The organism is Pseudarthrobacter sp. N5 (assembly GCF_050157035.1).
GTDB lineage: Bacteria > Actinomycetota > Actinomycetes > Actinomycetales > Micrococcaceae > Arthrobacter.
In genome coordinates this window covers 3,402,677-3,427,945 of sequence record NZ_CP189593.1, presented here as the reverse complement: position 1 = coordinate 3,427,945, position 25,269 = coordinate 3,402,677, and the positions used below count along the sequence as shown (strand labels likewise).

23 protein-coding genes and 3 pseudogenes are annotated in these 25,269 nt (G+C 65.7%); 8 read left to right on the top strand and 18 right to left on the bottom strand.

Going from position 1 to position 25,269, the window contains the following annotated elements:
• Positions 1–16: 16 nt before the first annotated feature.
• Positions 17–457: a PaaI family thioesterase gene (locus ACQCST_RS16435; protein WP_426996798.1), complete on the bottom strand. Its 441-nt coding sequence runs from the start codon at positions 455–457 to the stop codon at positions 17–19.
• Between the two features lie 148 nt (positions 458–605).
• On the opposite strand from ACQCST_RS16435, the gene paaZ reads away from it, so the two are divergent.
• Positions 606–2,726 carry a phenylacetic acid degradation bifunctional protein PaaZ gene (gene paaZ, locus ACQCST_RS16430; protein WP_426996797.1) on the top strand — a complete coding sequence of 707 codons (2,121 nt, stop codon included), beginning with the start codon at positions 606–608 and terminating at the stop codon, positions 2,724–2,726.
• A 143-nt stretch (positions 2,727–2,869) separates the two neighbouring features.
• Positions 2,870–3,277, top strand: coding sequence for a VOC family protein (locus tag ACQCST_RS16425; RefSeq protein WP_426996796.1), 408 nt, complete (start codon positions 2,870–2,872; stop codon positions 3,275–3,277).
• A gap of 162 nt (positions 3,278–3,439) precedes the next feature.
• Here the strand turns inward: ACQCST_RS16425 and ACQCST_RS16420 are convergent.
• Positions 3,440–3,601: pseudogene (locus ACQCST_RS16420) on the bottom strand (DUF427 domain-containing protein); the annotation flags it as partial.
• 70 nt (positions 3,602–3,671) lie between these two features.
• Between ACQCST_RS16420 and ACQCST_RS16415 the strand changes: the two are divergent.
• Entirely contained in the window at positions 3,672–3,905 is a 234-nt protein-coding gene (locus tag ACQCST_RS16415; protein ID WP_426996795.1) for a hypothetical protein, read from the top strand.
• A gap of 272 nt (positions 3,906–4,177) precedes the next feature.
• Here the strand turns inward: ACQCST_RS16415 and ACQCST_RS16410 are convergent, their stop codons facing one another.
• Positions 4,178–4,477 carry an RskA family anti-sigma factor gene (locus ACQCST_RS16410; protein WP_426996794.1) on the bottom strand — a complete coding sequence of 100 codons (300 nt, stop codon included), beginning with the start codon at positions 4,475–4,477 and terminating at the stop codon, positions 4,178–4,180.
• A 320-nt stretch (positions 4,478–4,797) separates the two neighbouring features.
• On the opposite strand from ACQCST_RS16410, the gene ACQCST_RS16405 reads away from it, so the two are divergent.
• Positions 4,798–4,986, top strand: coding sequence for a hypothetical protein (locus ACQCST_RS16405; protein ID WP_426996793.1), 189 nt, complete (start codon positions 4,798–4,800; stop codon positions 4,984–4,986).
• Positions 4,987–5,035: 49 nt separating this feature from the next.
• Here ACQCST_RS16405 and ACQCST_RS16400 read toward each other — a convergent pair whose 3' ends face one another.
• Both ACQCST_RS16400 and ACQCST_RS16395 read right to left on the bottom strand, forming a co-directional pair.
• Positions 5,036–5,524 carry a hypothetical protein gene (locus tag ACQCST_RS16400; RefSeq protein ID WP_426996792.1) on the bottom strand — a complete coding sequence of 163 codons (489 nt, stop codon included), beginning with the start codon at positions 5,522–5,524 and terminating at the stop codon, positions 5,036–5,038.
• Positions 5,525–5,550: 26 nt separating this feature from the next.
• Positions 5,551–6,756: a molybdopterin-dependent oxidoreductase gene (locus tag ACQCST_RS16395; protein ID WP_426996791.1), complete on the bottom strand. Its 1,206-nt coding sequence runs from the start codon at positions 6,754–6,756 to the stop codon at positions 5,551–5,553.
• A 353-nt stretch (positions 6,757–7,109) separates the two neighbouring features.
• Between ACQCST_RS16395 and ACQCST_RS16390 the strand changes: the two genes are divergently transcribed.
• The gene (locus ACQCST_RS16390; protein WP_426996790.1) at positions 7,110–7,859 is read left to right on the top strand and encodes a hypothetical protein; all 750 of its coding nucleotides are present in this window, start codon (positions 7,110–7,112) and stop codon (positions 7,857–7,859) included.
• Between the two features lie 263 nt (positions 7,860–8,122).
• Here the strand turns inward: ACQCST_RS16390 and ACQCST_RS16385 are convergent, their stop codons facing one another.
• From ACQCST_RS16385 to ACQCST_RS16330, 12 genes and pseudogenes are all read right to left on the bottom strand, one after another.
• A complete protein-coding gene (locus ACQCST_RS16385; RefSeq protein ID WP_426996789.1) occupies positions 8,123–9,184 on the bottom strand; it encodes an NAD-dependent epimerase/dehydratase family protein in 1,062 nt (353 codons plus the stop codon).
• The gene (locus ACQCST_RS16380; RefSeq protein WP_426996788.1) at positions 9,184–10,062 is read right to left on the bottom strand and encodes an MTAP family purine nucleoside phosphorylase; all 879 of its coding nucleotides are present in this window, start codon (positions 10,060–10,062) and stop codon (positions 9,184–9,186) included. The genes ACQCST_RS16385 and ACQCST_RS16380 overlap by 1 nt, the downstream gene beginning before the upstream one ends.
• A 50-nt stretch (positions 10,063–10,112) precedes the next feature.
• Positions 10,113–11,585 carry a glycosyltransferase family 87 protein gene (locus ACQCST_RS16375; RefSeq protein WP_426996787.1) on the bottom strand — a complete coding sequence of 491 codons (1,473 nt, stop codon included), beginning with the start codon at positions 11,583–11,585 and terminating at the stop codon, positions 10,113–10,115.
• Entirely contained in the window at positions 11,582–12,289 is a 708-nt protein-coding gene (locus ACQCST_RS16370; RefSeq protein ID WP_426996786.1) for a class I SAM-dependent methyltransferase, read from the bottom strand. Before ACQCST_RS16370 ends, ACQCST_RS16375 begins: the two co-directional genes overlap by 4 nt.
• Positions 12,286–12,954: a TIGR04282 family arsenosugar biosynthesis glycosyltransferase gene (locus ACQCST_RS16365; RefSeq protein ID WP_426996785.1), complete on the bottom strand. Its 669-nt coding sequence runs from the start codon at positions 12,952–12,954 to the stop codon at positions 12,286–12,288. Before ACQCST_RS16365 ends, ACQCST_RS16370 begins: the two co-directional genes overlap by 4 nt.
• Position 12,955: 1 nt before the next feature.
• A complete protein-coding gene (locus tag ACQCST_RS16360; protein ID WP_426996784.1) occupies positions 12,956–13,678 on the bottom strand; it encodes a glycosyltransferase family 2 protein in 723 nt (240 codons plus the stop codon).
• 155 nt (positions 13,679–13,833) lie between these two features.
• Complete coding sequence (locus ACQCST_RS16355; RefSeq protein ID WP_426996783.1) at positions 13,834–14,511, bottom strand: hypothetical protein; 678 nt, start codon at positions 14,509–14,511, stop codon at positions 13,834–13,836.
• Positions 14,512–15,194: 683 nt separating this feature from the next.
• Positions 15,195–15,347, bottom strand: a pseudogene (locus tag ACQCST_RS16350) (IS4 family transposase); the annotation flags it as partial.
• A gap of 46 nt (positions 15,348–15,393) precedes the next feature.
• Positions 15,394–15,961, bottom strand: a pseudogene (locus ACQCST_RS16345) (transposase); the annotation flags it as partial.
• A 279-nt stretch (positions 15,962–16,240) separates the two neighbouring features.
• Positions 16,241–16,846: a TetR/AcrR family transcriptional regulator gene (locus tag ACQCST_RS16340; RefSeq protein WP_426996782.1), complete on the bottom strand. Its 606-nt coding sequence runs from the start codon at positions 16,844–16,846 to the stop codon at positions 16,241–16,243.
• A 95-nt stretch (positions 16,847–16,941) separates the two neighbouring features.
• Positions 16,942–18,303 carry a phenylacetate--CoA ligase PaaK gene (gene paaK / locus ACQCST_RS16335; protein ID WP_426996781.1) on the bottom strand — a complete coding sequence of 454 codons (1,362 nt, stop codon included), beginning with the start codon at positions 18,301–18,303 and terminating at the stop codon, positions 16,942–16,944.
• 9 nt (positions 18,304–18,312) lie between these two features.
• The gene (locus ACQCST_RS16330; protein ID WP_426996779.1) at positions 18,313–18,816 is read right to left on the bottom strand and encodes a hotdog fold thioesterase; all 504 of its coding nucleotides are present in this window, start codon (positions 18,814–18,816) and stop codon (positions 18,313–18,315) included.
• Between the two features lie 156 nt (positions 18,817–18,972).
• Here ACQCST_RS16330 and pta point away from each other — a divergent pair, with 156 nt between their 5' ends.
• From pta to ACQCST_RS16315, 3 genes are all read left to right on the top strand, one after another.
• Complete coding sequence (gene pta, locus ACQCST_RS16325) at positions 18,973–21,117, top strand: phosphate acetyltransferase (protein ID WP_426996778.1); 2,145 nt, start codon at positions 18,973–18,975, stop codon at positions 21,115–21,117.
• A 9-nt stretch (positions 21,118–21,126) separates the two neighbouring features.
• Positions 21,127–22,296: an acetate kinase gene (locus ACQCST_RS16320; RefSeq protein ID WP_426996777.1), complete on the top strand. Its 1,170-nt coding sequence runs from the start codon at positions 21,127–21,129 to the stop codon at positions 22,294–22,296.
• A gap of 69 nt (positions 22,297–22,365) precedes the next feature.
• The gene (locus tag ACQCST_RS16315) at positions 22,366–22,929 is read left to right on the top strand and encodes a GNAT family N-acetyltransferase (protein ID WP_426996776.1); all 564 of its coding nucleotides are present in this window, start codon (positions 22,366–22,368) and stop codon (positions 22,927–22,929) included.
• Between the two features lie 86 nt (positions 22,930–23,015).
• Here ACQCST_RS16315 and ACQCST_RS16310 read toward each other — a convergent pair whose 3' ends face one another.
• Positions 23,016–25,244 (bottom strand): S9 family peptidase, encoded by a 2,229-nt coding sequence (locus tag ACQCST_RS16310; protein WP_426996775.1) that lies wholly within the window; start codon positions 25,242–25,244, stop codon positions 23,016–23,018.
• Positions 25,245–25,269: the final 25 nt, after the last annotated feature.

The following is a 25,269-nucleotide window of genomic DNA, read 5'->3' as shown; positions in this document are numbered from 1 at the left end:
GGTCTAGCTCAGAGGTCTAGCTCTTGTTGGCCAGCAGCAGGTTGGTGATCCGCAGGGTGCACAGGCGCTGGCCGGCGTCGTTGGTGATCAGGACTTCGTGGGTGGTGAGTGTCCCGCCCAGGTGAATTGGCGTGGCCGTGATGGTGATCAGTCCCTCGCGGGCGGACCTGTGGTGCGTGGCTGAAACGTCCACGCCCACGGCAGTTTTGCCCAGGGTGCTCGCGTGGATCACGGCGGCCCAGGAGCCAACGGCCTCGCCCACGGCCAGGGACGCGCCGCCGTGCAGCAGCCCGAACGACTGCCGGTTTCCCTCCACCGGCATGGTGGCCACCACCCGCTGAACGGATTCCTCCACGATCTTCACGCCCATTTTCTCGTCGAGTTCACCGAGCGTGATCTTCCACAGCCCTGTGGTGCCGGCAGCCTGCAGCTTGGCCTCGTGTGGCTCGGACGTCATGTGATCTCCTCGTGGGCGGCCGGTCAGATGTCCGGACTTCTAGTGTGCGGCTGGGCACATTCATGTACTGTAGTCATATTACCGAACGGACGGTCAGTAATGCGCTGGCCGCGGAAGTTCAGCCCCGCGTTGGAAGGACCCGTCAACGATGACCAGCACAGCAAACTCCACCGGAGAAACAGTAGCCACAGTAGACACTGTAGAGACCGTCCCCAGTTTTGTGCAGGATTCCTGGTGGACGCCCGACGCCGGAGCGGCGGCTTCCGCCGTTGCCGTGCGTGATGCGAGCACCGGCGAAGTCCTGGTGAAAGTGAGCACAGACGGCCTGGACCTCGCCGCCGTCGTGCATTACGGACGCACCACGGGGCAGACGGAACTCGGTAAACTCACGTTCCACCAGCGTGCCCTCAAGCTCAAGGAGCTGGCACAGTACCTCAATGCCCGCCGCGATCTCTTCTACGCCTACTCAGCGCAGACCGGCGCCACCAAGATCGATTCGATGATCGACATCGACGGCGGCATCGGTGTGCTGTTCACGTTCGGATCCAAGGGCCGGCGCGAGCTGCCCAACTCCCAGGTGGTGGTGGACGGGCCCATGGAGGTGCTGTCCAAGGACGGCTCCTTCGCTGGCGAGCACATCTACACCCGCATCCCTGGCGTTGCCGTGCAGATCAATGCCTTCAACTTCCCGGTCTGGGGCATGCTGGAGAAGCTGGCGCCCGCGTTCATTGCCGGTGTTCCCACGATCGTGAAGCCCGCCACTCCCACGGGCTACGTGGCTGCCGCCGTGGTGAAAGCGATCATCGAGTCCAACATCCTGCCCAAGGGCTCGCTGCAGCTGATCTCCGGCTCCGTCCGCGGGTTGCTGGACGAGCTCGACTACCGCGACCTCGTGGCCTTTACCGGCTCGGCGTCCACCGCCCAGTCGCTGAAATCGCACCGGAACGTGGTGCAGGGCGGCGTGCGTTTCACTTCCGAAACCGACTCGCTCAACGCGGCCATCCTGGGCCCGGACGCCGTGGAAGGCACCCCGGAGTTCGACGCCTTCATCAAGTCCGTGGTCACCGAGATGACGGCCAAGGCGGGCCAGAAGTGCACGTCCATCCGCCGCGCCATTGTTCCGCAGGAGCTGGTGCCGGCTGTCATCGCCGCCATCGGCGCCCGCGTTGACCAGCGTGTGGTGCTCGGCGATCCCCGTGCCGAAGGCGTCACCATGGGCGCGCTCGCCTCACTGGAACAGCTCGCCGACGTCCGCGCGGCTGTGCAGTCCATGCTCGACGCCGGCGGCGAGCTGGCGTACGGCACGCTCGATTGGCCGTCGGTCACCTCCCTGGGCGGGGGAGTGGGCGTTGTTGACGGCGGAGCCTTTATGTCTCCCGTCCTGCTGAGCTGGGCCGACGCGGAAGCGGAGACGGTCCACTCGCTGGAGGCGTTCGGCCCGGTGTCCTCGGTGATCGGGTACAAGGACCTTTCCGACGCCGTCCGCCTCGCCGCCCGCGGTGGCGGCTCCCTCGTGGCCTCGGTGTGCACCAACGATCCTGACGTGGCCCGCGAACTGGTGACCGGTATCGCAGCCCACCACGGCCGCGTCCTGATGCTCAACCGCGAGGACGCCCGCAGCTCAACCGGCCACGGCTCACCCGTCCCGCACCTGGTCCACGGCGGCCCGGGACGCGCAGGCGGCGGTGAGGAACTGGGCGGCATCCGCTCAGTGATGCACCACATGCAGCGCACCGCCATCCAGGGCTCGCCCAACATGCTGACCGCGGTGACCGGTGTCTGGCACGCCGGCGCGGACCGCAACTTCACTCTGGACACCGAATCCACGCACCCGTTCCGTAAGTCCTTGGAGACCCTCCGGATCGGCGACGCCGTGCGCTCTGGGCTGCGCCAGGTCTCGCTGGAGGACATTACGGCGTTCGCCAACTCCACCGGCGATACGTTCTACGCGCACACCAACCAGGAAGCCGCGGAGGCCAACCCGTTCTTCCCTGGCATTGTGGCGCACGGGTACCTGCTGCTCAGCTGGGCCGCGGGCCTGTTCGTGGAGCCCTTGCCGGGGCCTGTGCTGGCCAACTACGGCCTGGAAAACCTGCGCTTCATCACTCCGGTGGCTGTAGACGATTCCATCCGTGTCACGCTCACGGCCAAGAAGATCACGCCGCGCGAGACCGACGAATACGGCGAAGTATCCTGGGATGCCGTGCTCACCAACCAGAACGACGAAATCGTGGCCACCTACGACGTCCTGACCCTCGTGGAGAAGTAGGGTTCGCAAACCCTCCGCCGAGGTGAGACTTCGCGCCCATACTTTTGGAAAACATGGGCGCGAAGTCTCACCTCGGCGACATTAATTCGCTAGATCTTTCGGGGCCGCCCAGGCGTATTATTTTCAGGGTAGGAGGTGGCGAAATGACCCTTGTATTGAATACAGCCACAACCATCCTGCCAGTCGATGATGCAGCGCGCGCCCGCGGTTTTTATGCGGACACGTTGGGGCTCCCGCACCGCGGTATGACAAACGATGGAAGCGATATATTCGGCAACGAAGGCGGCCCGATGCTGCAGTTGATGCCGGTGACGGATGGCAAGCATTCCGGGCACACCGCCCTGAGCTTTGAGGTCAGGGAGATTGAAAAGACAGTCCAGGAAATGAGCGCCCACGGCGTCATGTTCCAGGACTATGATCTTCCGGACCTCAAGACGGAAAACCACATCTGCACCACAGATGTGGAAAAATGCGCCTGGTTCATGGACACGGAGAACAACGTCCTCTGCGTGCACGAGAGCCTCGGTGTACAGGCTGAATACCAGCTCTGACCGAACCTGAATCACGTAAAGACCGGCGTCCCGGCTCAGCGGGACGCCCCTTTGTTGCAAGAATCTATTGCCACGGGTTAGCGCCCGTCCGGACCAAGGGGTGATGGGGCGCTTCTGGGTCACGCCGTCGAGATTCAGGTCGCTGCGTTCCTGGAAGAAGGACATCAGGCCGTGGATGGGGCCCGAATCCCAGAGGCCGGTGCCGTAGACCCAGGCGATGTTTTTCCCGGCGGGCGAACCGGGGTAGCTGAAGTAGCTGGCGGGCCCTTTATACGGGCACGCCGATCCTGCGGGGAACCTGACGATCTTCGAGCACGGCAACACCCGCCTGGGCACCGTATCCCTCTTCTACTTCAGCGGTCAGGGAACATCGGTGGAGTTCAACCTCATGCGAATGTCGAAGATGTCTGACGAACAATTGCCGGACGACGCAGTGCTCGATTCATTTCTCCGCCAGCTGGCAGACATCCGTGCACTGCAGGAGGCCGCGGCGAACCTCCGGTCCAGCAGCTTCGCCAGCCGAAAGCCGAATGTTCCGCTATCCGCGCCATCGACGGACTCCATCCAGAAGGCGGTCGACGCGTTGAGCACCGTTGCCGGCTCGCGACAACAGCCGCCGATGTTGTGAACCGCTCTGCCTTGGCCAGTGTCTCGCGTACCCGATGAAGTGCGCGGTCACGGGTGTAACTGTGGCGCTTAGGCTATGCGGGATTCTGTCGATCGAAACAACACCTATTTCAAGGTGATTCGATATGGAATTGTGGCCGCCGGCGGAGTGCGGTGGATATGTTGCCGTGGGGGACCGGCTTGCGGGACGCTGGGATGCCGTTCCACGACGGTCGGATCCAAGTTGATGATCAGGTGTTGGCGTCGTTCGATCGGCTTGACACGCCGTGGGTGTTAGGGGGCGGGATGTGGGGTTGGTAGCTTGGCGAGGATTTCACGGAGCAAATCTGGCGGGGGCTCAGCGTCCAGGGATCCGTAGGTCAACATCAGGGCTTCGCGCGTTTGCAATACTCGGAGGGAAAATTGGCCTCGCAGCGATGCGCGCGCGGATCGGAGAAACTGATCGACTGCGGATTCACCCTGGCTGCCGAGGGCGCCCACCGCATACAGCTCGGCGAGGTCCAGGAGCCGACCGCAGGCCAGATCCTGGATGATGTCTTCGCTCAGTGCATCCGGTCGGTCAGCATCGGTCATTGTTTGCCGCCAGGATGGGGTTCTGTTACCCCGGGCGGAGGCCTTGGGCGGTTACGCGGGAAGGGGGACTGACTGTTTGGTGCGTCCGGGGAACTGGATTGTGTGGTGACCGGGAGTGTGGCCATGTGCCGCGTCCCGCCGTCCCGTTGGTGTTTGGTGATCCCGGTGGTTATTCGGAGGCTGTTGGAGTTCGGATGGGTGCCGGGGCGATGTCACTTGAAGGCGAAGTGGGCCGTTCTGGCCGGGATATCGTCTGGTTCAGGGGTCAGATTTCCGGCTGGGAATCTGAGCGTGGAGGATCTTTAGCGGGAGTCCGCGACTTGCATCAATCCGTGTTTTCCGGCGTTCCGCAGTCCGGGTTGTGGCAGTCGGCGCTGCTGCTTGACGGCAATATCGGTGTCGTCGGAAACGTTGGCCAGCTGGTGGGCAGGTGCCGGCAGCTGGTCGCGCCGCGGGGGACGCTGCTGGTCGAAATGGAACAGGAAGAGGACGTCGACGCCGCGGGCTGATGGCCCGGGTCTCGGCGTACGGCTGGACGGTGACGTCGGCGCAGCGCGTTCAGGGCCGGGTCATCTGACGGTTGTCAGCATTGGTTGGACCTGCGTTTCCGGACCGTTCGCAGGCGTAGATCGCGGCCGCTGCGGCCAAGGCGAGAATCGTCCAGAACCAGAGGAGGCGCCCGGCGTAGTCGGCCTCCAGGACGCTGGTGTTGCGGGCCTCGGACTGCGCCTTCAGCAGGATTCCGGTGATCAGGGTGACTAGGGCACCTGTCATGAGGGCCCCGCGCAGCACCGCGGCGGAGGCGGGGCGCAACCGGGAGCCCAAACGGGTCAGTCCTGCACCGGCCAGCGTAGACAGTGGCACAATGACACCGTCATGCAGCACGATGGCGACGGCCAGCCAGGTCAGCAGCCCTACCAGCTGGGCGGGGCCCAGTTGCGTGGGGAGGCCTAGCAGGCCGTAGCCGATGAGCCCGGCACCTGCCACGCCGAGGGTTATCCTGACTGCCCTGACGGATGGGACGGTCTTCGCGGATCTGACTGCCATGACGGGTGGGTTTGCCTTGGGCTGGTTCACAGTACCTCCACGGACTGGAGCCATTTGGTTTGAAGGACCCCGGGACGTCCGGGGGCAATGATCCTCGCGGGATAGCCGTGGTCAAGGTCCAGGACGGTGCCATTGAGTTCAAGCGCCACGAGTGTCCGCTCGTCCCGGGTGTATTCCGCCGGCATGGACATGAGTCTGTACGCCCCCTCGGGTTCAAGGCTGGTCACGCGCAGCGCCGAATCCGGCCGTGCCCCGACAGCACCAAGCAGGTCCATCATCCGCACGCCACGCCACCGGGCCATCTGGCTCCAGCCCTCAACGCAGGCGATGGGCAGCTCCTGAGCGTACTGCGGCAGTGCCCGGAGTTCGGCCAGGGTGAACGTCCGGCTGGTTCCGTGGTGGGTGACGGTCAGGGACCAGTCGCCGGTCAGGGCGAGGTCGGCGACTTTTGCCTGTGCCGCGGTCGGGTTCACCGGAACGGACTGCGGCCCGGTGCCCATTTTCCGGGGCGCAAAGAGGTTCAAGGGGCTGAGCCAGGCAAACGACTGCCCGGCGGTGCTGAGCACGAGAACACCGGTGGTCGTGCCGACAGCGGCCAGAAAGGCGCGCCGCGACCAGCGCCCGGGAGCCGGTACCGAAGCGGGGAGCGGCGTCCGGGGCGCGGCCGTCCCGGCGTCGGAAGTCCCCTGCGGCCGGTTCCTCGGGCGGGCGCGCCAGTGCTCCATGATCGCCGGGAGTTTCACGGCGATATGCAGCAGCAGCGATCCCCAGATGACCCAGGCCATCCAGTAGTGGGTCTCGCGGAACGGGAACGGCCACGGGTACCACTTGTAGGTATTGATCAGCCCCGTTGTCAGCTGCAGCAGCGAGGCGGCGATGAAGAGGGCGATGGAGGCACGCTCCAGGCCGTGGGCGACCGATTTTAGCGGCGGCCATTTGAGCAGTTCCGGGTACACGGACCAGAGCTTGGCCAGAAGCAGCGGGATCGAGGCGATCCCGGCCGTGACATGGATTCCCTGCGTCAGCTGGTAGATCCAGACAGGACTGGTGGGGAAGAACATCCAGGAGGGCGGATTCTGCAGGCCGTGGCTGAACAGCCCGGTCAGGAAACAGACGGTGAAGCTCACCCCGAGCCAACGCCCCAGGACGACCGTGAGCCGGGTGCTCCGCGTCGGTGAGGCGAACCTGGTGGCCAGCGCCTCGGTCAGTCTCTGCGGGTCGGGTCTTTGCATTCTTACATCACACCACTGTTTAGGGTCAGGCGGGGGCTTGAAGATCCAGGAATACCGCAAGGCGCCGGGAGGTGCTGCTTTAGGCAGACTGCAGGGTCCGCGGTCGCAAGCGGGGCGCGGTTCCCGGGCCGCATCAGTCCAACGTGTTCATAGACGTTAGGCATCTCTGGCCGCACCACTGCGTCGTCTCTGTGGGACGGATCCATTCACGAGCCTTCCACGGTTTCGATACCGCCCCGGCGCCATCAATGAGCCTGCCGCCGGAGTTACACAAAAGTGCCGCGGCGCTCCGGTTGGGGGGAGCCGCGGCACTTCCAGCCGGTGCAGACCATGCCTCCGGCAGGACTTCCTGGGTGTTATTTGGTGTTGACGGTGATCTTGGCGATGCCGACGAGCATGTCGGCCTTCACGGCGTCGGTCTTGAACGTCTTGTTCAGCAGGCCGGCGGCGGTGTCGGAGATCAGTACGCGGGTGCCTTCCAGGACCGCGGTGTCGCCGGCCTTCGCGAGGGGCTTGAGGGTGGAGCCGTCGAGGTTGAAGATGTAGGCCTGCTTCGCGGCGACGGTGCCGTTGACGGCGACGTCACCGTAGAGCTTGGAGGTGCCCGGGTCGATGGTGAAGTTGGTGAGGTCGACCTTGGTGTCCCCGGCGGTCAGGGAGAAGCCGGAGCCGGCGTGGCTGATCAGGCCCTGGACGTAGGGGCGGTAGTCCTTGGACGGGTCGTAGTAGTCGACCTTGCCGCCGGTGATCGGGAAGACGAGGGAGCCGTCGGTGAGTGCGGCGGTGCCGATGACGCCCGGGGTGAGCTTGAGGGTCTCCAGGGCCTTGGCGAAGGATGCGTCGAGCTTGACCGCGGTGGTGGTCCCGGTCAGGGCCGGGATGGAGGCCAGCAGCGCTTGGCCGTTTCTGCGGACGCGGAGGACGACGAGGAAGTGGGGGCGGCGGAGGTGTTGCTCGCCGGGCTGCAGGCGGCCAGGGAGAACATGAGGGAACCGGCGGCGGCGATTCCGGCGAAGGTCTTGATGGAGGTGCTCATGGGGGTACTCCTTGAAGTTATTTGGGTGGTCCTGCCCCGTTGTGGCGGCCGTGGTGCGGGCCGCTGATTTTCAGCGGGGCGGGTTGTTGTCTGTCAGGAGTACTTCGGCAACAACCCCACCGCGGATTGGTCCCGCACAGACCGTAACCAATCCGTTACACCGGTTCCCGTAAGTGCGGCGGCATCAGCCGGCGCAGGCACTCCATGCCCACGGCGTCGGGCGGCATTGAAGACCGCCCGTCAGCGGATCATAAGTGACGCATGACAGGCGTACATTCCCATCATTGCGGCCCGCGCCGATGACCACTTGTTGTTATCCGCTGGGACGCGTCAGCCTGGTTCGCCGCGCAGGGGAGCGGCGGAGAATTCCCGCATGCCCTCGTCAAAGCCCACGGCCGGCGCCCAGCCGAGTTCGGCCTTAATGCGCTCGGAGGACGCGGTGACGTGGCGGACGTCGCCCAGCCGGTACTGGCCGGTCACGATAGGGGCCGGACCAGCGCTAAATCTACTCAGTGCCGCGGCCACGTCACCGATCGTGCGGACCTCGTCGGCGCCGACGTTATAAGCACGAAAGCCAGCGTTTCCTGCCGAGGACAGCGAGTCGACTGCGGCGATGTTCGCGGCGGCGACATCCCGGACGTGAATGAAGCTGCGCCGCTGGGCGCCGTCTTCGAAGACCCGCGGCGCCTCACCCCGGGCCAGGGCCGAGCGGAACAGGGAAGCGACACCGGCGTAGGGCGTATCCCGGGGCATCCTCGGGCCGTAGACGTTGTGGTAGCGCAGCGCGACCGCCGCACTGCTGGTGCTTCGTGCCCACGCGGCGGCAAGGTGCTCTTGGCTGACTTTCGATGCCGCGTAAACGTTCCGCGGATCCAGGGGCGCTTCCTCGGTGACCATCGCAGGGACAAGGACGTCTCCTGTCTCTGGGTTGCGGGGATCGTAGATGCCGGCGCGAAGGTCGGCCTCGGCGCGGGGACCCGGCCTGACGATCAGACCGGTCTCAGAGTCCGTATATGCGCCCTCGCCGTAGACCACCATCGAGGAGGCCAGGACCAGGCGGGTGATACCGCGGCGCTCCATGGCGGCCAGCAGGATGGCCGTGGCGTAGTCATTGTTGCGGATGTAGTCCGGGGCGTCCGCGAAGCTGACCCCCAGCCCGACCTTCGCGCTCTGGTGGCAGACAGTGTCGATGCCCTGCAACGCTGAATCGACCGTGGCCGCGTCCGTGACGTCGCCGATCACGAACTCCACCCGCGGGTCAAAGTCCGGCGGCTGGGGGTGAAGGCCGGGGTCCAACGAGTCCATGACCCGCACGGACCAGCCCCGGGCCAGGGCTGCCTCGACGATGTGGGAACCGATGAAGCCGGCGCCGCCGGTGACGAGGAGTCTCATCAGACGGTCGCAGCTTCCCGGACGGCGGGGAGCGCCATGATCCTGCGCACGGCTTCCGGGTCCATCAGCGGCCGGGCGGAGTAGTCTTCACTGATCGCGGCGACGGTCGCTTCAAGGACAGCCAGGACATTCCTCTGAGCGTCCTTGAGCCGCGAGAAGACAGCGTTGGCCGTGACCGGATCGGAACCGTCGTGTCCGGTGTCGGAATCGGTGATGAAGGCCAGATTGGCGAAACCCATGTTCAATTCGGCGGCCAGAACGGGTTCGGGGTACTGGGTCATGCTGATGATGTCGGCACCGCCGGTCACGTACCACCGCGACTCGGCCTTCGTTGAAAAGCGCGGTCCGTTGATCACCACTACCGTTCCTTGCGGGGCGAAGGGAAGGTGATGCGCCGCCAGAGCGGTGTCCAAGTGTGAACGCAGAGTCGGGCAAAACGGTTCGGACGCCGGCAGGTGCTGGACGCCGGCGGGGGCGACGCCGTCGGCGACCGTGCCGTCAAAGAATGTGTCGGCACGTCCCCAGGTGCGGTCGATCAGTTGGTCGGTCACGACGAAAGTCTCAGGTCCGAAGCCTTCCCGCAGCCCGCCCACGGCCGAGGACGAGAGCACCGCCTCGACTCCGAGGTTCTTGAGTGCCCAGAGGTTCGCGCGGTAGTTGATCTTCTGGGGCGGGAGCGAATGTCCGCCGCCGTGGCGGGGGAGGAACGCTACGGTCCGTCCGGCCACGTCGGCAAGCGTCACGGGCCCGGAGGGCGGCCCGTAGGGGGTATCGACGTCAACGGTGGCGAGGACCGTTGCGCCGGAGAGCCGGTAGGTGCCGGAGCCGCCGATGATGCCGATGCGCGCCTGCGGCGCGTCTGGAAATGCTGTGTCCATGGTGCAATCCTGCCATTCGGGGGTAGTGGTGGTTGGGGGACGGGTGTCGTTCACTGGGTTGAAACCACCTGGCCCGGCGCTTCGGACCTGAGACCGTCGACGGCGGCCAGTCGAAGCTCGCCGCGGCGCCGCAGCCAGGCCCCTGCCGCGATGGCAGCGGCCGCCATGAGAAGCACGATCTGATCCAGCGGCTCGCTGAAGGGTGCGACGGTAGGGGCCATGTAGACGAAGTCCAGGGCAAGGATCACCCCCACGTACTCCCACCGCCGGCTCAGGACGATGAACGGCAACAGCATCAGCGCATACCAAGGGTAGTTCGGGCTGACAATGAGCAACGTCAGCCCGATCATGAGGGTCTGCTGCTCCCAGACATTGCCTCCGCGTGTTTGCCGCAGCACGCCGAGAGCAACGAGGGCCAGTGCGGCGGCGCTGAGGACCGGCGGCCAGGGGCCGGCGGAAATGATCTGCGCGAGGCCGAATCGGACGCCGCCGCTCTGGCTGTAGCCCTCCTCTTTGAGATAGCCGGGCAGGAAACCCAGAACGCCGGCCCCGGCCGCTGCCAGATAGGGCACGTACAGCAGGATGAAAGTCAGGACTGCGGCGGCAATGAAGCGGACCGGGCGCCGGAACAACAACGCGGGGGCCGCGATGGCCGGAATGAGTTTCGTTGCCACGGCGGCCCCGAAGGCTACTCCCGAGCGGAGGGGCCTGCCGCCGGCGAGGAGCATTCCGGCGGCGAGCATCAAGGCGGCGCCCAGCAAGTCAACGTGGGCGTTGTTGACGGCCTCAAGTTGCACGAACGGGCTCCAGCCCCATACTGCGGCGAGGTGCAGTGGCAGGCCGCGTTTGGCCAGAGCGCTGAGCAGCATCATCCCGACGGCAGCGCTGATGAGCAGCCCTCCGAGCTGGAAGGGAAGGTATCCGACTGAGTCCGGGACGGCGGCGCGGACACCAAAGAAGTAGATTTCGGCCGTGGGCGGATAGATGGTGGGCACGTGGGGCCGGTTGATGGCGGTGCACAGGGGATTGCCGGACGGAAAGCCGAAGGCCGCGACGGACTCAGTGCCGAACAAGTCCTTGGCACATAGTGGCCTGCCATCGGCGGCGGAAGCGCCCGGCGCGAAAAGCCACGCCGGCCTCAGGTTGCCAAGAGTCTCATCCACGGGCACATACGAATACGGGGAGTGTCCCGCCTTTTGCTCGATCCCGTCCCACGCGTACCGGGCGGAGTCGTTGCTGGTCCGGGGCGGTGCGCTCACCGCAACCAGGCCGAGGAGTATCGTGCCTGCGATGATCAGGGCGCCGACCTGCCTCCGGGGCACGTGCCGCAGGAGGGTCAGGGCGGCAACCAGAACCAGCCACGAAAGGCAGGTGCCGACAATCGGTGCGGATTCGAACGGGTTTCCGGGGCGCACCATCCACCACAGCAAGGCCGCGGCCACGAGGAACAGCGCGGGCAGGACGACGAACAACCGGAGCCTGGTGCCGGCCACACCGGTTGATGAGGGGGAAGTGGCGCTCACCCCATGATCCTGTCAGGCCTGCTGGCGGGCGACAGGCGGCAAAAGACGCGGCCCTGAACGCGTTGAATGGCGGTAACGGTCCACCCGCTGCGCTCTGCCCGGGACACGAGCCCCGCGCTGCCCGTCCGGGCCCACAGGAAAGGATCGCTTCGGTTTCCGTTCTGGTCCTCCAGCACGGCGGAATAGACGACGTCCAGGTCCTCGTCGGCTTCCACCTCGGCAAGAAGCGTCCCGTAAGGGGCGATGAGCTGGCTGCACCGGCGCAGCAGGGACGTGATGCTTCCACCGATGCCGATGTTGCCGTCCAGCAGAATGACAGACTGCCAAAGACCGGAGTGGGGCACAGGGGCGAAAACTGATTGTTCGAGTGCGCGGGCACCGCGCCCGCGCGCCCGCCCGACCGCCTCAGCGCTGGTATCAATGCCCAGGGCCGCCAGGCCGATTCGCTGTGCGGCAACCAGCAACCTTCCCGGTCCGCAGCCGACGTCGAGGACCGGTCCCTGAAGGCTGTGCAGCAGCGAACGCTCCAACAGGCTGGCCTCCTCGCACCAGCTGCGCACGTCGAAGTCCACAGGGTCGGCCTGGTGATGCCCGCTGTCCGTGCGAAGCGTGAGAGTGCCGGACCCGTTCGCAAGCGCCCGGGCGTATGGCTCATTGTGGCCTTGGCCGAAATTGGCGGCAGAAGCGACGCCGACGGCAGTCATCTGGCTGCTCCGGCGGTGGGTGAGCAGCCCCGGACCTGCAGCGCGGCTTCATCCACGGCATGCGCGAAGCCGCTTCCGGGAATCTCCGCGGCGATCTCGAGTGCATCACTGAAGTGGTCCATATCCCGCAGTTCGGGAAGTATTCCGACGCTTAGCCCCGCGGCGGACAGACGGGCGAGCTGGCTGGCACCGGTCGTCTCGGTGGACATCGGCACCCCCCGGATCAGGTCTCCGACGGGGCGCCGCAGCGCGATAGCCCAAAAACCGCCATCCGTGGCAGGGCCCATCCATGCGTCGTGAGGGGTTGCTTGCGTTGACCAGTCCTGGAGCAGCGGTGCCACATCGTCAGCTGAGAACTGCGGGGTATCCATACCGACGATGAGAAGCGGACCCGTGGCTGCATCGCAGATAGCAGCGAGACGTTCATCCAGGCCGCCGGATGACTGCGGCACAACGGTGAAGTATTCAGCGTCGGCCGCAGCCGGGGTGCCGTCCATGACCAGCAGCCGGTTCCGTACCGGGAGCCGCCGGACCGTTTCCAGAGTGCGGCTGAGGCTCAGCTGGGCCAAGGATGCGGCCCTTTCGGGCGTCAGCGGGGGGCTCAACCGGGTCTTCACTCGACCAGGAAGGCACTCTTTGGCGATGACCGCTACTGTCAGATCCATGCTATTCCTCATATAGGTTCTTCGCCGACGTCGGAATTCCGGACACGTCCGGAAGACGAAGCCGCCGCAGCTGTCTGAGCTGGGCGGACATGTCCCGCACCGCCGTCAGCGTTCCGCGGACCGTTCCGGTGACCTTCGATTTGCCGGTGCGCGGGGCATAGGGAACGGGCATCTCCACGATCCGCCAGTTGCGCAGGCTCGCCTTGAGGAACATCTCCAAGGGGTAACCGCTGCGGCGGTCCTCAAGACCAAGGGAAAGCAGATCGGCCCGGCGTGCTGCCCGCATGGGTCCGAGATCAGTCACCCGTTCCCCGGTCAGGCGCCGGAGCCGCCACGCCAAGAGAACATTAGCGACGCGGGCGTGCAGGGGCCAAGACCCGCGCTGCGGCCGACGGCTGCCCAGCACCAGATCCGCAGTGCCGTCCATGACCGGAGCCAATAGCCCCGGCAACCGGGCCGGGTCGAGGGAACCGTCGCAGTCACAGAAAGCCACGAACTCTGAAGTTGCCGCGAGCAGGCCTGCATGGGCGGCGGCCCCAAACCCCCTCCGGTCCTCACGGACCACCACCGCGCCCAGACTCGCCGCGAGTTCATCGGAGCCGTCCGTGGAACCGTTATCGACCACGATGGCCCGGTATCCGTCCGGCATGCGGGACAACACCCACGGCAGGGCGCCCCTCTCGTTCAAACAAGGCAGGACGACGTCAACCACAGCTCCGGTCATTTTGGACATCCTTCAACGCTAGGGGCAGTGCGCCGCATCCGGCCCCGGACGCGCCACGATCGATAAACACAAAAGTGCCGCGGCGCTCCGGTTGGGGAGGAGCCGCGGCACTTCCAGCCGGTGCAGACCATGCCTCCGGCAGGACTTCCTGGGTGTTATTTGGTGTTGACGGTGATCTTGGCGATGCCGACGAGCATGTCGGCCTTCACGGCGTCGGTCTTGAACGTCTTGTTCAGCAGGCCGGCGGCGGTGTCGGAGATCAGCACGCGGGTGCCTTCCAGGACCGCGGTGTCGCCGGCCTTCGCGAGGGGCTTGAGGGTGGAGCCGTCGAGGTTGAAGATGTAGGCCTGCTTCGCGGCGACGGTGCCGTTGACGGCGACGTCACCGTAGAGCTTGGAGGTGCCCGGGTCGATGGTGAAGTTGGTGAGGTCGACCTTGGTGTCCCCGGCGGTCAGGGAGAAGCCGGAGCCGGCGTGGCTGATCAGGCCCTGGACGTAGCGGCGGTAGTCCTTGGACGGGTCGTAGTAGTCGACCTTGCCGCCGGTGATCGGGAAGACGAGGGAGCCGTCGGTGAGTGCGGCGGTGCCGATGACGCCCGGGGTGAGCTTGAGGGTCTCCAGGGCCTTGGCGAAGGATGCGTCGAGCTTGACCGCGGTGGTGGTCCCGGTCAGGGCCGGGATGGAGGCCAGCGGCTTGGCCGTTTCTGCGGACGCGGAGGACGACGAGGAAGTGGGGGCGGCGGAGGTGTTGCTCGCCGGGCTGCAGGCGGCCAGGGAGAACATGAGGGAACCGGCGGCGGCGATTCCGGCGAAGGTCTTGATGGAGGTGCTCATGGGGGTACTCCTTGAAGTTATTTGGGTGGTCCTGCCCCGTTGTGGCGGCCGTGGTGCGGGCCGCAGATTTTCAGCGGGGCGGGTTGTTGTCTGTCAGGAGTACTTCGGCAACAACCCCACCGCGGATTGGTCCCGCACAGACCGAGACCAATCCGTTACACCGACCCCCGTGGCCGAGAGGCACGCCCGCGGCTGACACACCACACACCTGCGGCGGGGGTAGTGCCTCTCGTGGTTCGGGGGAGAGGGGCCGCCCGCCGGCGGTCTGCCCTGATACTCCGGGCCGGTGGTTGGCGGCGGAGGGGAACGCAGAGGTCGCCGACGCGGGGTTAGGCTCAATACTGTTTACTTAGGCTTCTTCGGGATGCGTTTGAGTGCGCCCGTTGGACATTTTGCGTTTGATGACGCGTGGGTTGGTTCTGGGTCTTCGTGGGGGCAGGAGCTCGTGGAGGATTTCCGTGGTGACGGCAACGAAGATTCTTTTAGCGTGTTGAGGGGGAAAAGCCGGCTGCCGGCGATGGATCGTCTGGCGGCCCGGATGGTCCGTGTGAAGGAAACCTGAGTGGGTCTTCCTCGAATTGTTGGGCGACGCCGGCAGTCAGGGATCTGAGGCGGAGCCCAGACGGGTACGGGGCTTGAAGATCGCCGCCTTCGTGGGCATCTGCCAGTCACCGAACCGCCCCGTCTGGGGTTTTGGAGCGCAGCACGATGGAGGGTCCGCGCTGGTGGGTTTTGAGTTCATCGAAGCAGGATTCGATTTCCCAGCGCCGGGCGTGGAGTCCTCCGAGGTCTTCGATCGGTGCCTGGGCCGGGTCCAGGATGGTGGTGGTCAGCCGGAAATCGCTGCTGCTTGATTCGTCGCTGGTGACGGTTTATTCGATGGCGCATGACCTGCCGCACGAGTTCCGGCGAACACCCCGTCTGTTCCGCGGCGAGGTCGGCGTGGATTCGACGATACCCGTAGGTGCCTTCGGACTCCTCGAAATAGTGCCGGATCCGCGCTATCAGGGCCTTCCGGCGGGTGGCGGTCGCCGATTGCGGGCGCGTCAGCCAGTGGTAGAAACCGGAGGTTGAGACGCCTAGCCAGCGGCACATCTTCACGTCCGCATTCAGGTTGGCGGGCTCAGTTTTCTGGGAGTGGATGTATTCGTACTTGCTCACTACCGCTGCTCCCTCGCGAAGTAAGCGGCTGCTTTTTCAGGAACAGAGTCTCCGCTCGCAGTTCCTGATTTTCCCTCTCGAGCTCCTTCAAACGGGCCCGCTCCGGGACCGTGAGGTCCGTCTCAGTGCCGCCGTTGGCCTCGCGGTACTTGTTCAGCCAGTTGCGCAGAGTCTCGGGACCGACACCGTATGCGGTGGCCACGTCCTTGATGGGCTTGGACGTGTTGATCACCTCACGGCACAACTCGTCTTTGAACTCCTGGGTGAAACGCCGGCGTGCTGCAGTCATGCTGCTCTCTACTTTCAGTAGACCCCCATTTTAAGAGGGTCCACTGTTCGGGAACTCCGCGGCAGCTCATGGGCCACGCAGCGCTACCGATGGTTTTCGTTCCGATGTTCCCCAGGGGCCGGATCGGCGCGGATCCTTTCGCGGTGGGTTCGTAGCGCAGATGCGGAAAAGTACCGAAGATTACTTCGGATAGTTTCGTGGCCATAGCCCCAGAATCCGCGCGCGGCCGCGGGACGTCAATGGTCGCGGTCGGTTCGGCAGGCCCAACCAGCGTCCGTCTCAGGGCTGGGTGTGGAGGCCGTCGAACACGATGGTGATGACGTCGTCCGCAAGTTTTTCAGGGGAGAGTGAGCCGCCCGGTTTGTACCATTCCACAATTGAATTGATGGTGCCGAACAGCAGTCTCGTGACGGTGCGCGGATCGATGTCCTGGCGCAGCGAGCCTTCGTCCCGGGCCGCGGAAATCAGCCCGGCCACCTTGTGGTCGAAGGCACGCCTGCGTTCCAGGGCGTTCCGTTCAATCTCCGTGTTGCCCCGCAGCCGCAGCAGCAACGTCACGAAGGGCAGCCGGTCCACCAGTACCGCGATGGTCTGGCGCAGCACAAATTCCAGCCGGGCATCGGCCGCCCCGGACCGGGCCATCGGGTGCTCAAGGGTGGCCTCGAGGCCACCCAGTGCGTGATCAAGGGCGAGCTTCAGGAGATCGCCCTTGGACGGCACGTGGTGGTAAATCGCAGACTTTGAGATGCCCAGGTTCTCGGCCAGAATCCCCATGGACGTGGCGTCGTAGCCGTGACGGTTGAAAACGTCAACGGCGATCACCAGCACGGACTGCTGGTCATAACCGGGACGGCCGCGCTTGGTGGGTGCTGTTGCAGGGGGCATAGACGCTAGTTTCTCACGAACGGTCGGTCAGGCATTGCAGGATGGCACCTCTTGTCGGGCCCGGGGTCGCGGGCCGGGGCCGCGGGCGCGGTCACTTAGCCCTTGGGCCGCAGGTCGTAGATCCGCCGCAGCTTTCCGTTGGACCGCTCCAGTGAACCGGGGTCCACAACGTCTACTGAGCAGGAAGAACCCACATGGATCTTGATTTGCTCACGCAAGATGCGGGCCGCCGTCGTACTTCCTTCGGCCGTGACCGTCTCCCGACGTTCAATTTTCACGGTGAGCTGGTCCATGCGTTGGCCCTCGGGCCGCGTGAGTTCCAGCTGGAAATGTGGGCTGAGCTCGGGGATCCGGAGTGCGATTTCCTCGATCTGCGACGGGAACACATTGACGCCGCGCAGGATGATCATGTCATCGCTCCGGCCGGAAATCCTGCCCATCCGGCGGTGTGCGGGGCGGGCGGTACCGGGCAGCAGGCGGGTCAGGTCCTTGGTGCGGTAACGGATGATCGGCAGTGCTTCCTTGGTGAGGGACGTGAAGACGAGTTCGCCGTGTTCGCCGTCGCGCAGAACGTTCTCCTTGCCTACGGCGGGGTTGAAGGCGTCGATGATCTCGGGCCGGAAGTGGTCCTCCCAGATGTGGCTGCCGTCCTGGGTTTCCACGCATTCGCCGGCAACACCGGGGCCCATCACCTCGGACAGGCCGTAGATGTCGCACGCCTTGATGTTCATGGTCACCTCAAGTTCGTGGCGCATTTCCTGCGTCCACGGCTCGGCGCCCAGCACGGCGAACTTGAGGGAAGTCGAGGTCGGATCGATGCCCATGTGTGCCATGGCGTCGGCGATGGTCAGCAGATACGTGGGGGTGGCCAGGATGGCATCCGGTTTGAAGTCCTGGATGAGTTGGATCTGGCGTTCGGTCTGGCCGCCGGAGATGGGAATAACCGTGCAACCCAGTGCTTCGGCGCCGGCGTGGGCGCCCAGGCCGCCGGTGAACAGGCCGTAGCCGTAGGCGTTGTGGACCTTCATGCCGGGCCGGACGCCGGACGCCCGGAGGCTGCGGGCCACGAGTTTGGCCCAGTCGGCGAGGTCTTGTTTGGTATAGCCGACGACGGTGGGCCGGCCCGTAGTGCCTGAACTCGCGTGGATCCGGGCTACTTCGCTTTGCGGCACGGCGAACATGCCGAAGGGGTATTCCTGGCGCAGGTCCTCTTTGGTGGTGAAGGGGAAGTTGCCGAGGTCTGACAGTTCGCGGAGGTCCGTGGGGTGGATGCCGGCGTCGTCGAACTTGCGCTTGTAGAGCGGCACCCGGGTGTAGGCGTAGGCCAGGGTGTGCTGCAGGCGGCTGAGCTGGAGTGCCTCAAGCTCGTCGCGGGAGATCGTTTCCTCGCGGTCCAGGACGGCGTCGCCCGTGGTTGTGTCGCTGCCTGTTGTTGCTGGGGTGGTGGCGTGGGTCATTCTGTGTTCCTACTTCTTGGAGATGGTGCGGCTGCGCCCGCGGAACTCGGCGATGAGTTCACCCGGGGGTACGTGGGCAGGGGTGTCGGGGGTGGCGCCGGATGTGCGCTGTGCGCCGGCGTCGACAGCGAAGATCTGGATGTCGTAGAGGCCGCTGCGGCCCGAGCTTGCGCGGCGGTTGGCAACGGCGGTGATCACCTGGCCCTGATAGGCCGGCTTGAGGAAGTTGACGTCGACGCCGGCAGCAACGGTGATGCTGTCCGCTTCAGCGGCGGTGGGGTTGGCCGGGTTGCAGGCAAGGGCGAAGGCGGAATCAGCGAAGGCGAAGATCATTCCGCCGTGGGCTATTCCGAAGCCGTTGAGCATTTCCTGCCGGAGCGCCATCCGGATGGTGGCGTGTCCGTCACTGATGGACAGTACTTCGATGCCCATCCATTCGGAGGCGTGGTCGTTTTTCAGAATGTGGTGGGTCACACCGGGAACGGTGACCCCGGGAAGAGCTGTTTCAACCATGCGTCATTGCCTCCAGCTTTATTTACCGAATGTTCATTAGGTAATCCCATTTGGGTGCCAGGTGTCAAGAGGCGGGCCCGGCTGACTGCCGTCAGGAGCCCGGGATGAAAGTATGGTGGGAACGGGGCACCATCACGTCACAGCAAAGGGCGGGCCATGGCCAAGGGGATTTACGTCAGCGCGACCACGCCGGGATCCGGAAAGTCGCTGATCGCGCTGGGCCTGGCGGACACGCTGCACCGGCACGCTGACCGGATCGGTTTCTTCAAACCCGTGGTCCACGGCAGCAACGCCGCGGCGGACCCCATGGTGGCCCTCATGAAGGCCCGCTTCGACCTCGACGACGAGCGCTGCCGCGGCGGTCTCACCTTTGCCGAGGTCCGCGGCCTGCTCGCCGGGGGAAACCGCGCGGAGATCGACGCCCGCTGCGTTGAGATCTTCGCCGAGATGTCACGCCACTGTGATGTGGTGATCGTGGAAGGCACGGACCTCACAGGCCAGGATGCCGCCGTCGAATTCGACCTCAACGCCCGCCTGGCCAACAACCTGGCCGCCCCCGTCGTGGCGGTGGTGGGTGCGAAGGGCCGGACCGTGGCGGAGGCTGCAGACGCCGTCGAGGTTGCCCGCAAGGAACTCGCCGCGGAACGGTGCAGCCTGCTGGCCATCATGGTGAACCGCGCCCACCCGAAGGACGTGGACGCCATCGCCGCCGCCGTGAAGCCCGGGGCGTCGGGCCGGCCCGTGTACATCTTCCCGGAGCTGGAGGACATCGCCCGGCCCACCACCGGCGAGGTGGCCTCTGCCCTGGGCATCCGCCAGGTGGCGGGCCGGCCGGACATGGAGCGGGACGTCCACTCCATCAAAGTGGCGGCCATGAGTGTGGCCAACTTCCTGCACGTGCTCGACGACGGCGCGCTGGTGATCGTCCCGGGTGACCGTGCGGACGTGATGGTGGCCTGCCTGGCGTCCTCCTTCTCGCCGGAATTCCCCGTGCCGTCCGCGCTGATCCTTACCGGCGGCCTGGCGCCGGACGCCAACATCTACTCGCTGCTGGCGCAGGCGCCCTTCCCCGTGTTTGATGCACCGGACGACACCTACGCCACGGCCAAACGGGTGTCCGAGGTCCGCAGCGAGATCTGGTCCGGGCACCGCCGCAAGGTGGCGTCGGCCCTGGGCCTGTGGGCCAAGCGGGTGGACGAGGCCGAGCTCGTGGAGCGCCTGCACCTGCCACGGCCGGAGCGGATGACGCCCCTGCGGTTCCTGCATGAACTCATCGAGCGGGCCAGGTCCCAGCGCCGGCATATCGTGCTCCCGGAAGGCGCTGACGTCCGGATCCTGCGGGCGGCGGAAATCCTGCACCGCCGCGATGTCTGCGACCTCACCGTACTTGGTCGGGAATCCGAGGTGCGGGAGCTGGCCGCTAGCCAGGGCATCGACCTCGCCGGCATCAACATCGTCGACCCCGAAACCTCGGAGCTGCGGCAGCAGTTCGCGCAGAAATACGCGGAGCTGCGGTCCCACAAGGGTGTGGATCTGGCCAGGGCGCTGGAGGTCATGCTGGATGGCAGCTACTTCGGCACCATGATGGTCCAGCTGGGACTGGTGGACGGCATGGTGTCCGGCGCTGCGCACACGACGGCGCACACCATCCGCCCGGCGCTGGAGTTCGTGAAGACGCGCGACGGCGTCAAGATCGTCTCCTCCGTGTTCTTTATGCTGATGCCCGACCGCGTGCTGGTCTACGGCGACTGCGCCGTGAACCCCGAGCCGAACGTGGAGCAGCTGGCTGACATCGCCCTGGCCTCGGCGGAAACCGCGGCGCAGTTCGGCGTGGAACCACGGGTGGCCATGCTGTCCTATTCCAGCGGCGGATCCGGTGCGGGCGAGGCCGTGGAGGCCGTGCGGCAGGCCACCGAACTGGTGAAGAAACGCCGGCCGGACCTGGCCCTGGAAGGCCCCATCCAGTACGACGCCGCCGTGGACGCCGCCATCGGTGCCTCCAAGATGCCGGGCTCCACCGTTGCCGGCCAGGCCACGGTATTCATCTTCCCGGACCTGAACACCGGCAACAACACGTACAAGGCGGTGCAGCAGTCCTCCGGTGCGGTCGCCGTCGGGCCCGTCCTGCAGGGCCTCCGCAAGCCGGTCAACGATCTGTCCCGCGGCTGCACGGTGGAGGACATCGTGAACACGGTGGCCATCACCGCCATCCAGGCCCAGTCAGTGGACAACCAGTCAGTGGACAACCAGTCGGCGGAACCCGCAACTTCAGAAGCCAAGTCCGCCGAAGCCAAGGCCTAGGAGGCCCCTGTGCTCGTGCTCGTCATCAACTCCGGCTCGTCCTCGCTCAAGTACCAGGTGCGCAATGTCGAAAAAGGCAGCGTGCTCACCGAGGGGCTGATCGAAGAGATCGGGATGGGCAACGGCGGCGGGGGCGACGGTGAGATCGAAGGCCCCAGGGACCACGCGGAAGCCCTTGAACAGGTGGATGCCGCCATCCACCACGTGCTGGGGGACCGGAAGCTGGACGCCGTGGGACACCGCGTGGTGCACGGCGGCGAGCGCTTCGCCGAGCCCGTGCTGGTGAACAACGAGATCACCCGGGCCATCGAGCGGCTCAACCCGCTGGCCCCGCTGCACAACCCGGCCAATGTGCTGGGCATCCGCGCCATCGCCAGGAAATGGCCGGAGCTGCCTCAGGTGGCCGTGTTCGACACCGCTTTCCACCGCACCCTCCCCGAGCACGCCTGGCGCTACGCGCTGCCGGATTCGCTGTACACCAACCACGGGATCCGCCGCTACGGCTTCCATGGCACCTCGCACGAATACGTGGCGCAGCGGGCGGCGGCGCTGCTGGGTGTCCCGGACGAAGAGTTCGACGGCGTGATCGCCCACCTGGGGAACGGCGCCTCGGTCACGGCCATCCGGGGCGGAAAGTCCGTGGATACGTCCATGGGCTTCACGCCGCTGGAGGGCCTGGTGATGGGCACGCGATCCGGCGACGTGGATCCCTCCATCCTGGTGTTCCTTGCCCGGGCCGGCTGGTCCACGGAGGACATCGACTCCATGCTCAACCGGGAATCGGGGCTCAGGGCGCTCGCCGGGAACAACGACATGCGCTCCGTAGTGGAGGCCGCGGAATCCGGGGATGCGAAGGCAGCCATGGCGCTCGCCGTCGCGTCCTACCGGCTGGCCAAGTACATCGGCGGCTACCACGTGGCCGTGGGCGGGGCCAAGGCCCTGGTGTTCACGGCCGGCATCGGCGAGAACTCGCACCAGTTCCGCGCGCTCGTGGGGGAGCGGTTGGGCGCCCTGGGCATAGAGCTCGACGCCGGGCTGAACCGTGAGCGGTCCAAGGAACCGCGCGTGATTTCCACCGGGGGATCGGACATTCCCGTGCTGGTGGTGCCCACCGACGAAGAGCGCGCCATCGCGGAGGCGACCGCCGCCGTCGTCGAACGTTCATGGGTTGCTCCGTAACGGCCCTTCTGCGCGCTCAAAACGGCAGCTGTGGAGCAACTGATGGGGTGGCGAGGGTAGCCTCTTAGCATGCCTGAAATTGCCCTGCCCATCCGCACGGACCGCCTGGTCCTGCGACGCTTCGAGGCCACGGACCTGGGCGCCTTCCACGCGTACCACTCGCTGGCCGAGACCGCCCGTTTCCTCCCCGGCGAGGCCAAGAGCTACACGCAGTCCATGGAGAGGGTGGGGCAGTACGCCAATTTTATCTTCGAGAAGGAGGGCGACTGGGTGTCCCTGGCCATCGAGGCCGCGGACTCTCCGGGCCTGATCGGCGAGGTGGTGCTCAAGTGGCTTCCCGGCTGCGGCCAGGGCGAGATCGGCTGGAGCCTGGCCCCGGGGGCGCGCGGCCACGGGTACGCCACCGAGGCGGCGCAGGCTGTGCTGCGGCTCGGGTTCGAGGAGTGGGGCTTCCACCGGATCGACGCCAAGCTGGATGCCCTCAACACCTCATCGGCGGGTCTTTGCGAACGCCTGGGCATGCGGCTGGAGGCGCGGCATGTGGACAAGTGGCGCTACAAAGACGAATGGGCCACGGAGCTGGTCTACGCGGTGCTCCGTAGTGAATGGAGCGTCTGGAACGCCGGCGGTTGAGCACGGCCTCCGTGGGCTCCGCTGACAGCGGTGGCTTCGGTGTTGCTCTCAGGGGGTGGGATGGGGTGGCCGGGGTGGCCGCCGGCCTACTTCAGCCCGGCGCCGGGCAGAAGCTCAACAGCGCCCAGGGAATCGGCGATGAACGCGTAATCCCAGGCCCGTTCGCGCCACTGCACGTAACGGCCGGAAGCGCCGCCGTGGCCGCCGTCCATTTCGATCTTCATCACGATCGGCTCGGAACCTGTGGTGACGGACCGCAGTGCCTGCACCCACTTGGCCGGCTCCACATAGAGCACCCGGGTGTCGTTGAACGACGTGACGGCGGCGATCTTGGGATAGTCCACGGAGCGCACGTTCTCGTACGGAGTGTAGGACTTCATGTAGGCGTACACCTCGGGATCGGTGATGGGGTTGCCCCACTCCTCCCACTCGAGGGCGGACAGCGGAAGCTCCGGATCCAGGATGGTGGTCAGCGCGTCCACAAACGGCACCTGGGCCACCACCGCAGCGTATTTTTCCGGAGCCAGGTTGGCGACGGCACCCATCAGCAGTCCGCCCGCGGAGCCACCCAGGGCGGCAATGCGGGAAGGTGAGACCCACTCCGAGGCAGCGAGCCAATCGGTGGCGTCCACAAAGTCCGTGAAGGTGTTCTTCTTGCTGAGCTTCTTGCCGTCCTCATACCAGCGCCGTCCCAGCTCGCCGCCACCGCGGATGTGCGCAATCACAAATACCACGCCCCGGTCCAGCAGCGAGAGCCGGGCAATGCCGAAACCGGGGTCCATGCTCATCTCGTAGGAGCCGTAGCCATACACCAGGCCGGCCGCCGTCGAATCCCGCGGTATCGAAGCATGGCGCAGCACGGACAGCGGGATCCGGGTACCGTCCGCGGCGTCGGCCCATTCGCGGGTGGCCACGTAATCGGCCGCCGTGTAGCCGCCCAGCACCGGCGACTCCTTGCGCAGCAGCAGCTCACCCGCCGGCCGTTCCGTGGTGGGCAGCACAAAGTCATACACGCGTGACGGGGTGAAGTAGGAGGTATACCCCATGCGGATCACGGGGGCCTCGTAGTCGGATCCCGCCACGCCGGCCGTGTACAGCTCCTCGGCGAACGCCGGCTCCACCGGCGCGCCCTGGGCCGGCGTGCCGAGGCCGGCAAGGGGCAGCACCTGTACACGCTCGATGGTGTCCTGGCGGACCGAGACGATCAGATGCGTTGAGGTGACTCCCGCACCGTTGACGCGGACGTCGTCGGAATGTTCGACGACGGTGGCCCAGTGCTGCTCGGCCAGCGGCTTTGCGAGTTCGGCCCGGTCCACCAGCGAGACCATCGAGTTGATGGCGCCGCGGTTGTGCGTGAGCAGGATCTTCTCGGCAGCTTCCCCGTCAACAGTCAGCAGGAACGGCTCGGCCTCGTAGAGGATGTGCTCGTCGCGGGAGATGACGGTGATGAGGGCAGCAGCGGGATCGTCTAAGCGCAGCAGGCGTGTTTCGCTGTATTCGGAGCAGCCGATTCCCAGCACCAGGTGACGCCTGTCAGAGGAGAGCTCAAAGCCCAGCCACATGGCGACGTCGTCCTCCTGGTAAATCACCTCATCCTCGGTGACTGCGGTCCCCAGCACGTGCGACTTCACCTGGTACGGGCGCCAGGAATCGTCCACGATGGTGTAGAAGATGCGGGCACCGTCGGGGGAGAAGGAGACGCCGTAGAAGACGTTTTCAATGACATCCTGCAGGAGCTCGCCGGTGCGGAGGTCCTTGATGCGCAGGGTGAAGCGTTCGTCGCCGCTGTTGTCCACGGCATAGGCGTAGAGGTTCCCGTCCACTGTCACGGCGGAGCCGCCCACGGAGAAGAACGGCTTGCCTTCGGCCTCGACGTTGCCGTCCAGCAGGACTTCCTCGCCGGGGATTTCGACGCCGGCCGCAACCGCCGGGGGAGTCCAGTCGGCCACGGGGTCCCCGGTGTCCAAAGCGCGCACGCGGCACTGGATGCCGTACTCCCTGCCTTCCACGGAGCGGCTGAAGTACCACCAGCCATCCTTGCGGTTGGGTACGGAGAGGTCGGTTTCCTGGGTGCGGCCCTTGATTTCCTGGAAGATGGCCTCGCGGAGCGGTTCCTGATGAGCAGTCAAAGCCTCCTGGTAGGCGTTCTCAGCCTTGAGATGTGCCACTACCTCTTCGGATTCCTTGTCCCGGAGCCATTCGTAGTTGTCCACGAAGGTGTCACCGTGGTGGGTGCGTTCCTTGGGCACCTTGTTGGCGACGGGGGCGGCAACGGGGGCGGCTGCGGTGGCATGCGGAAGCGAAGTGTCGGTCATGGATTCAATCTACCGTCAGCGGCGG

What these genes read in the sequence shown, in the direction of transcription:
- ACQCST_RS16435 (WP_426996798.1), bottom strand. Translation starts at nt 457, where the DNA reads ATGACGTCCGAGCCACACGAGGCCAAGCTGCAGGCTGCCGGCACCACA.
- paaZ (WP_426996797.1), top strand. Translation starts at nt 606, where the DNA reads ATGACCAGCACAGCAAACTCCACCGGAGAAACAGTAGCCACAGTAGAC.
- ACQCST_RS16425 (WP_426996796.1), top strand. Translation starts at nt 2,870, where the DNA reads ATGACCCTTGTATTGAATACAGCCACAACCATCCTGCCAGTCGATGAT.
- ACQCST_RS16415 (WP_426996795.1), top strand. Translation starts at nt 3,672, where the DNA reads ATGTCGAAGATGTCTGACGAACAATTGCCGGACGACGCAGTGCTCGAT.
- ACQCST_RS16410 (WP_426996794.1), bottom strand. Translation starts at nt 4,477, where the DNA reads ATGACCGATGCTGACCGACCGGATGCACTGAGCGAAGACATCATCCAG.
- ACQCST_RS16400 (WP_426996792.1), bottom strand. Translation starts at nt 5,524, where the DNA reads ATGGCAGTCAGATCCGCGAAGACCGTCCCATCCGTCAGGGCAGTCAGG.
- ACQCST_RS16395 (WP_426996791.1), bottom strand. Translation starts at nt 6,756, where the DNA reads ATGCAAAGACCCGACCCGCAGAGACTGACCGAGGCGCTGGCCACCAGG.
- ACQCST_RS16385 (WP_426996789.1), bottom strand. Translation starts at nt 9,184, where the DNA reads ATGAGACTCCTCGTCACCGGCGGCGCCGGCTTCATCGGTTCCCACATC.
- ACQCST_RS16380 (WP_426996788.1), bottom strand. Translation starts at nt 10,062, where the DNA reads ATGGACACAGCATTTCCAGACGCGCCGCAGGCGCGCATCGGCATCATC.
- ACQCST_RS16370 (WP_426996786.1), bottom strand. Translation starts at nt 12,289, where the DNA reads ATGACTGCCGTCGGCGTCGCTTCTGCCGCCAATTTCGGCCAAGGCCAC.
- ACQCST_RS16365 (WP_426996785.1), bottom strand. Translation starts at nt 12,954, where the DNA reads ATGGATCTGACAGTAGCGGTCATCGCCAAAGAGTGCCTTCCTGGTCGA.
- ACQCST_RS16360 (WP_426996784.1), bottom strand. Translation starts at nt 13,678, where the DNA reads ATGACCGGAGCTGTGGTTGACGTCGTCCTGCCTTGTTTGAACGAGAGG.
- ACQCST_RS16355 (WP_426996783.1), bottom strand. Translation starts at nt 14,511, where the DNA reads ATGAGCACCTCCATCAAGACCTTCGCCGGAATCGCCGCCGCCGGTTCC.
- ACQCST_RS16340 (WP_426996782.1), bottom strand. Translation starts at nt 16,846, where the DNA reads ATGCCCCCTGCAACAGCACCCACCAAGCGCGGCCGTCCCGGTTATGAC.
- paaK (WP_426996781.1), bottom strand. Translation starts at nt 18,303, where the DNA reads ATGACCCACGCCACCACCCCAGCAACAACAGGCAGCGACACAACCACG.
- ACQCST_RS16330 (WP_426996779.1), bottom strand. Translation starts at nt 18,816, where the DNA reads ATGGTTGAAACAGCTCTTCCCGGGGTCACCGTTCCCGGTGTGACCCAC.
- pta (WP_426996778.1), top strand. Translation starts at nt 18,973, where the DNA reads ATGGCCAAGGGGATTTACGTCAGCGCGACCACGCCGGGATCCGGAAAG.
- ACQCST_RS16315 (WP_426996776.1), top strand. Translation starts at nt 22,366, where the DNA reads ATGCCTGAAATTGCCCTGCCCATCCGCACGGACCGCCTGGTCCTGCGA.
- ACQCST_RS16310 (WP_426996775.1), bottom strand. Translation starts at nt 25,244, where the DNA reads ATGACCGACACTTCGCTTCCGCATGCCACCGCAGCCGCCCCCGTTGCC.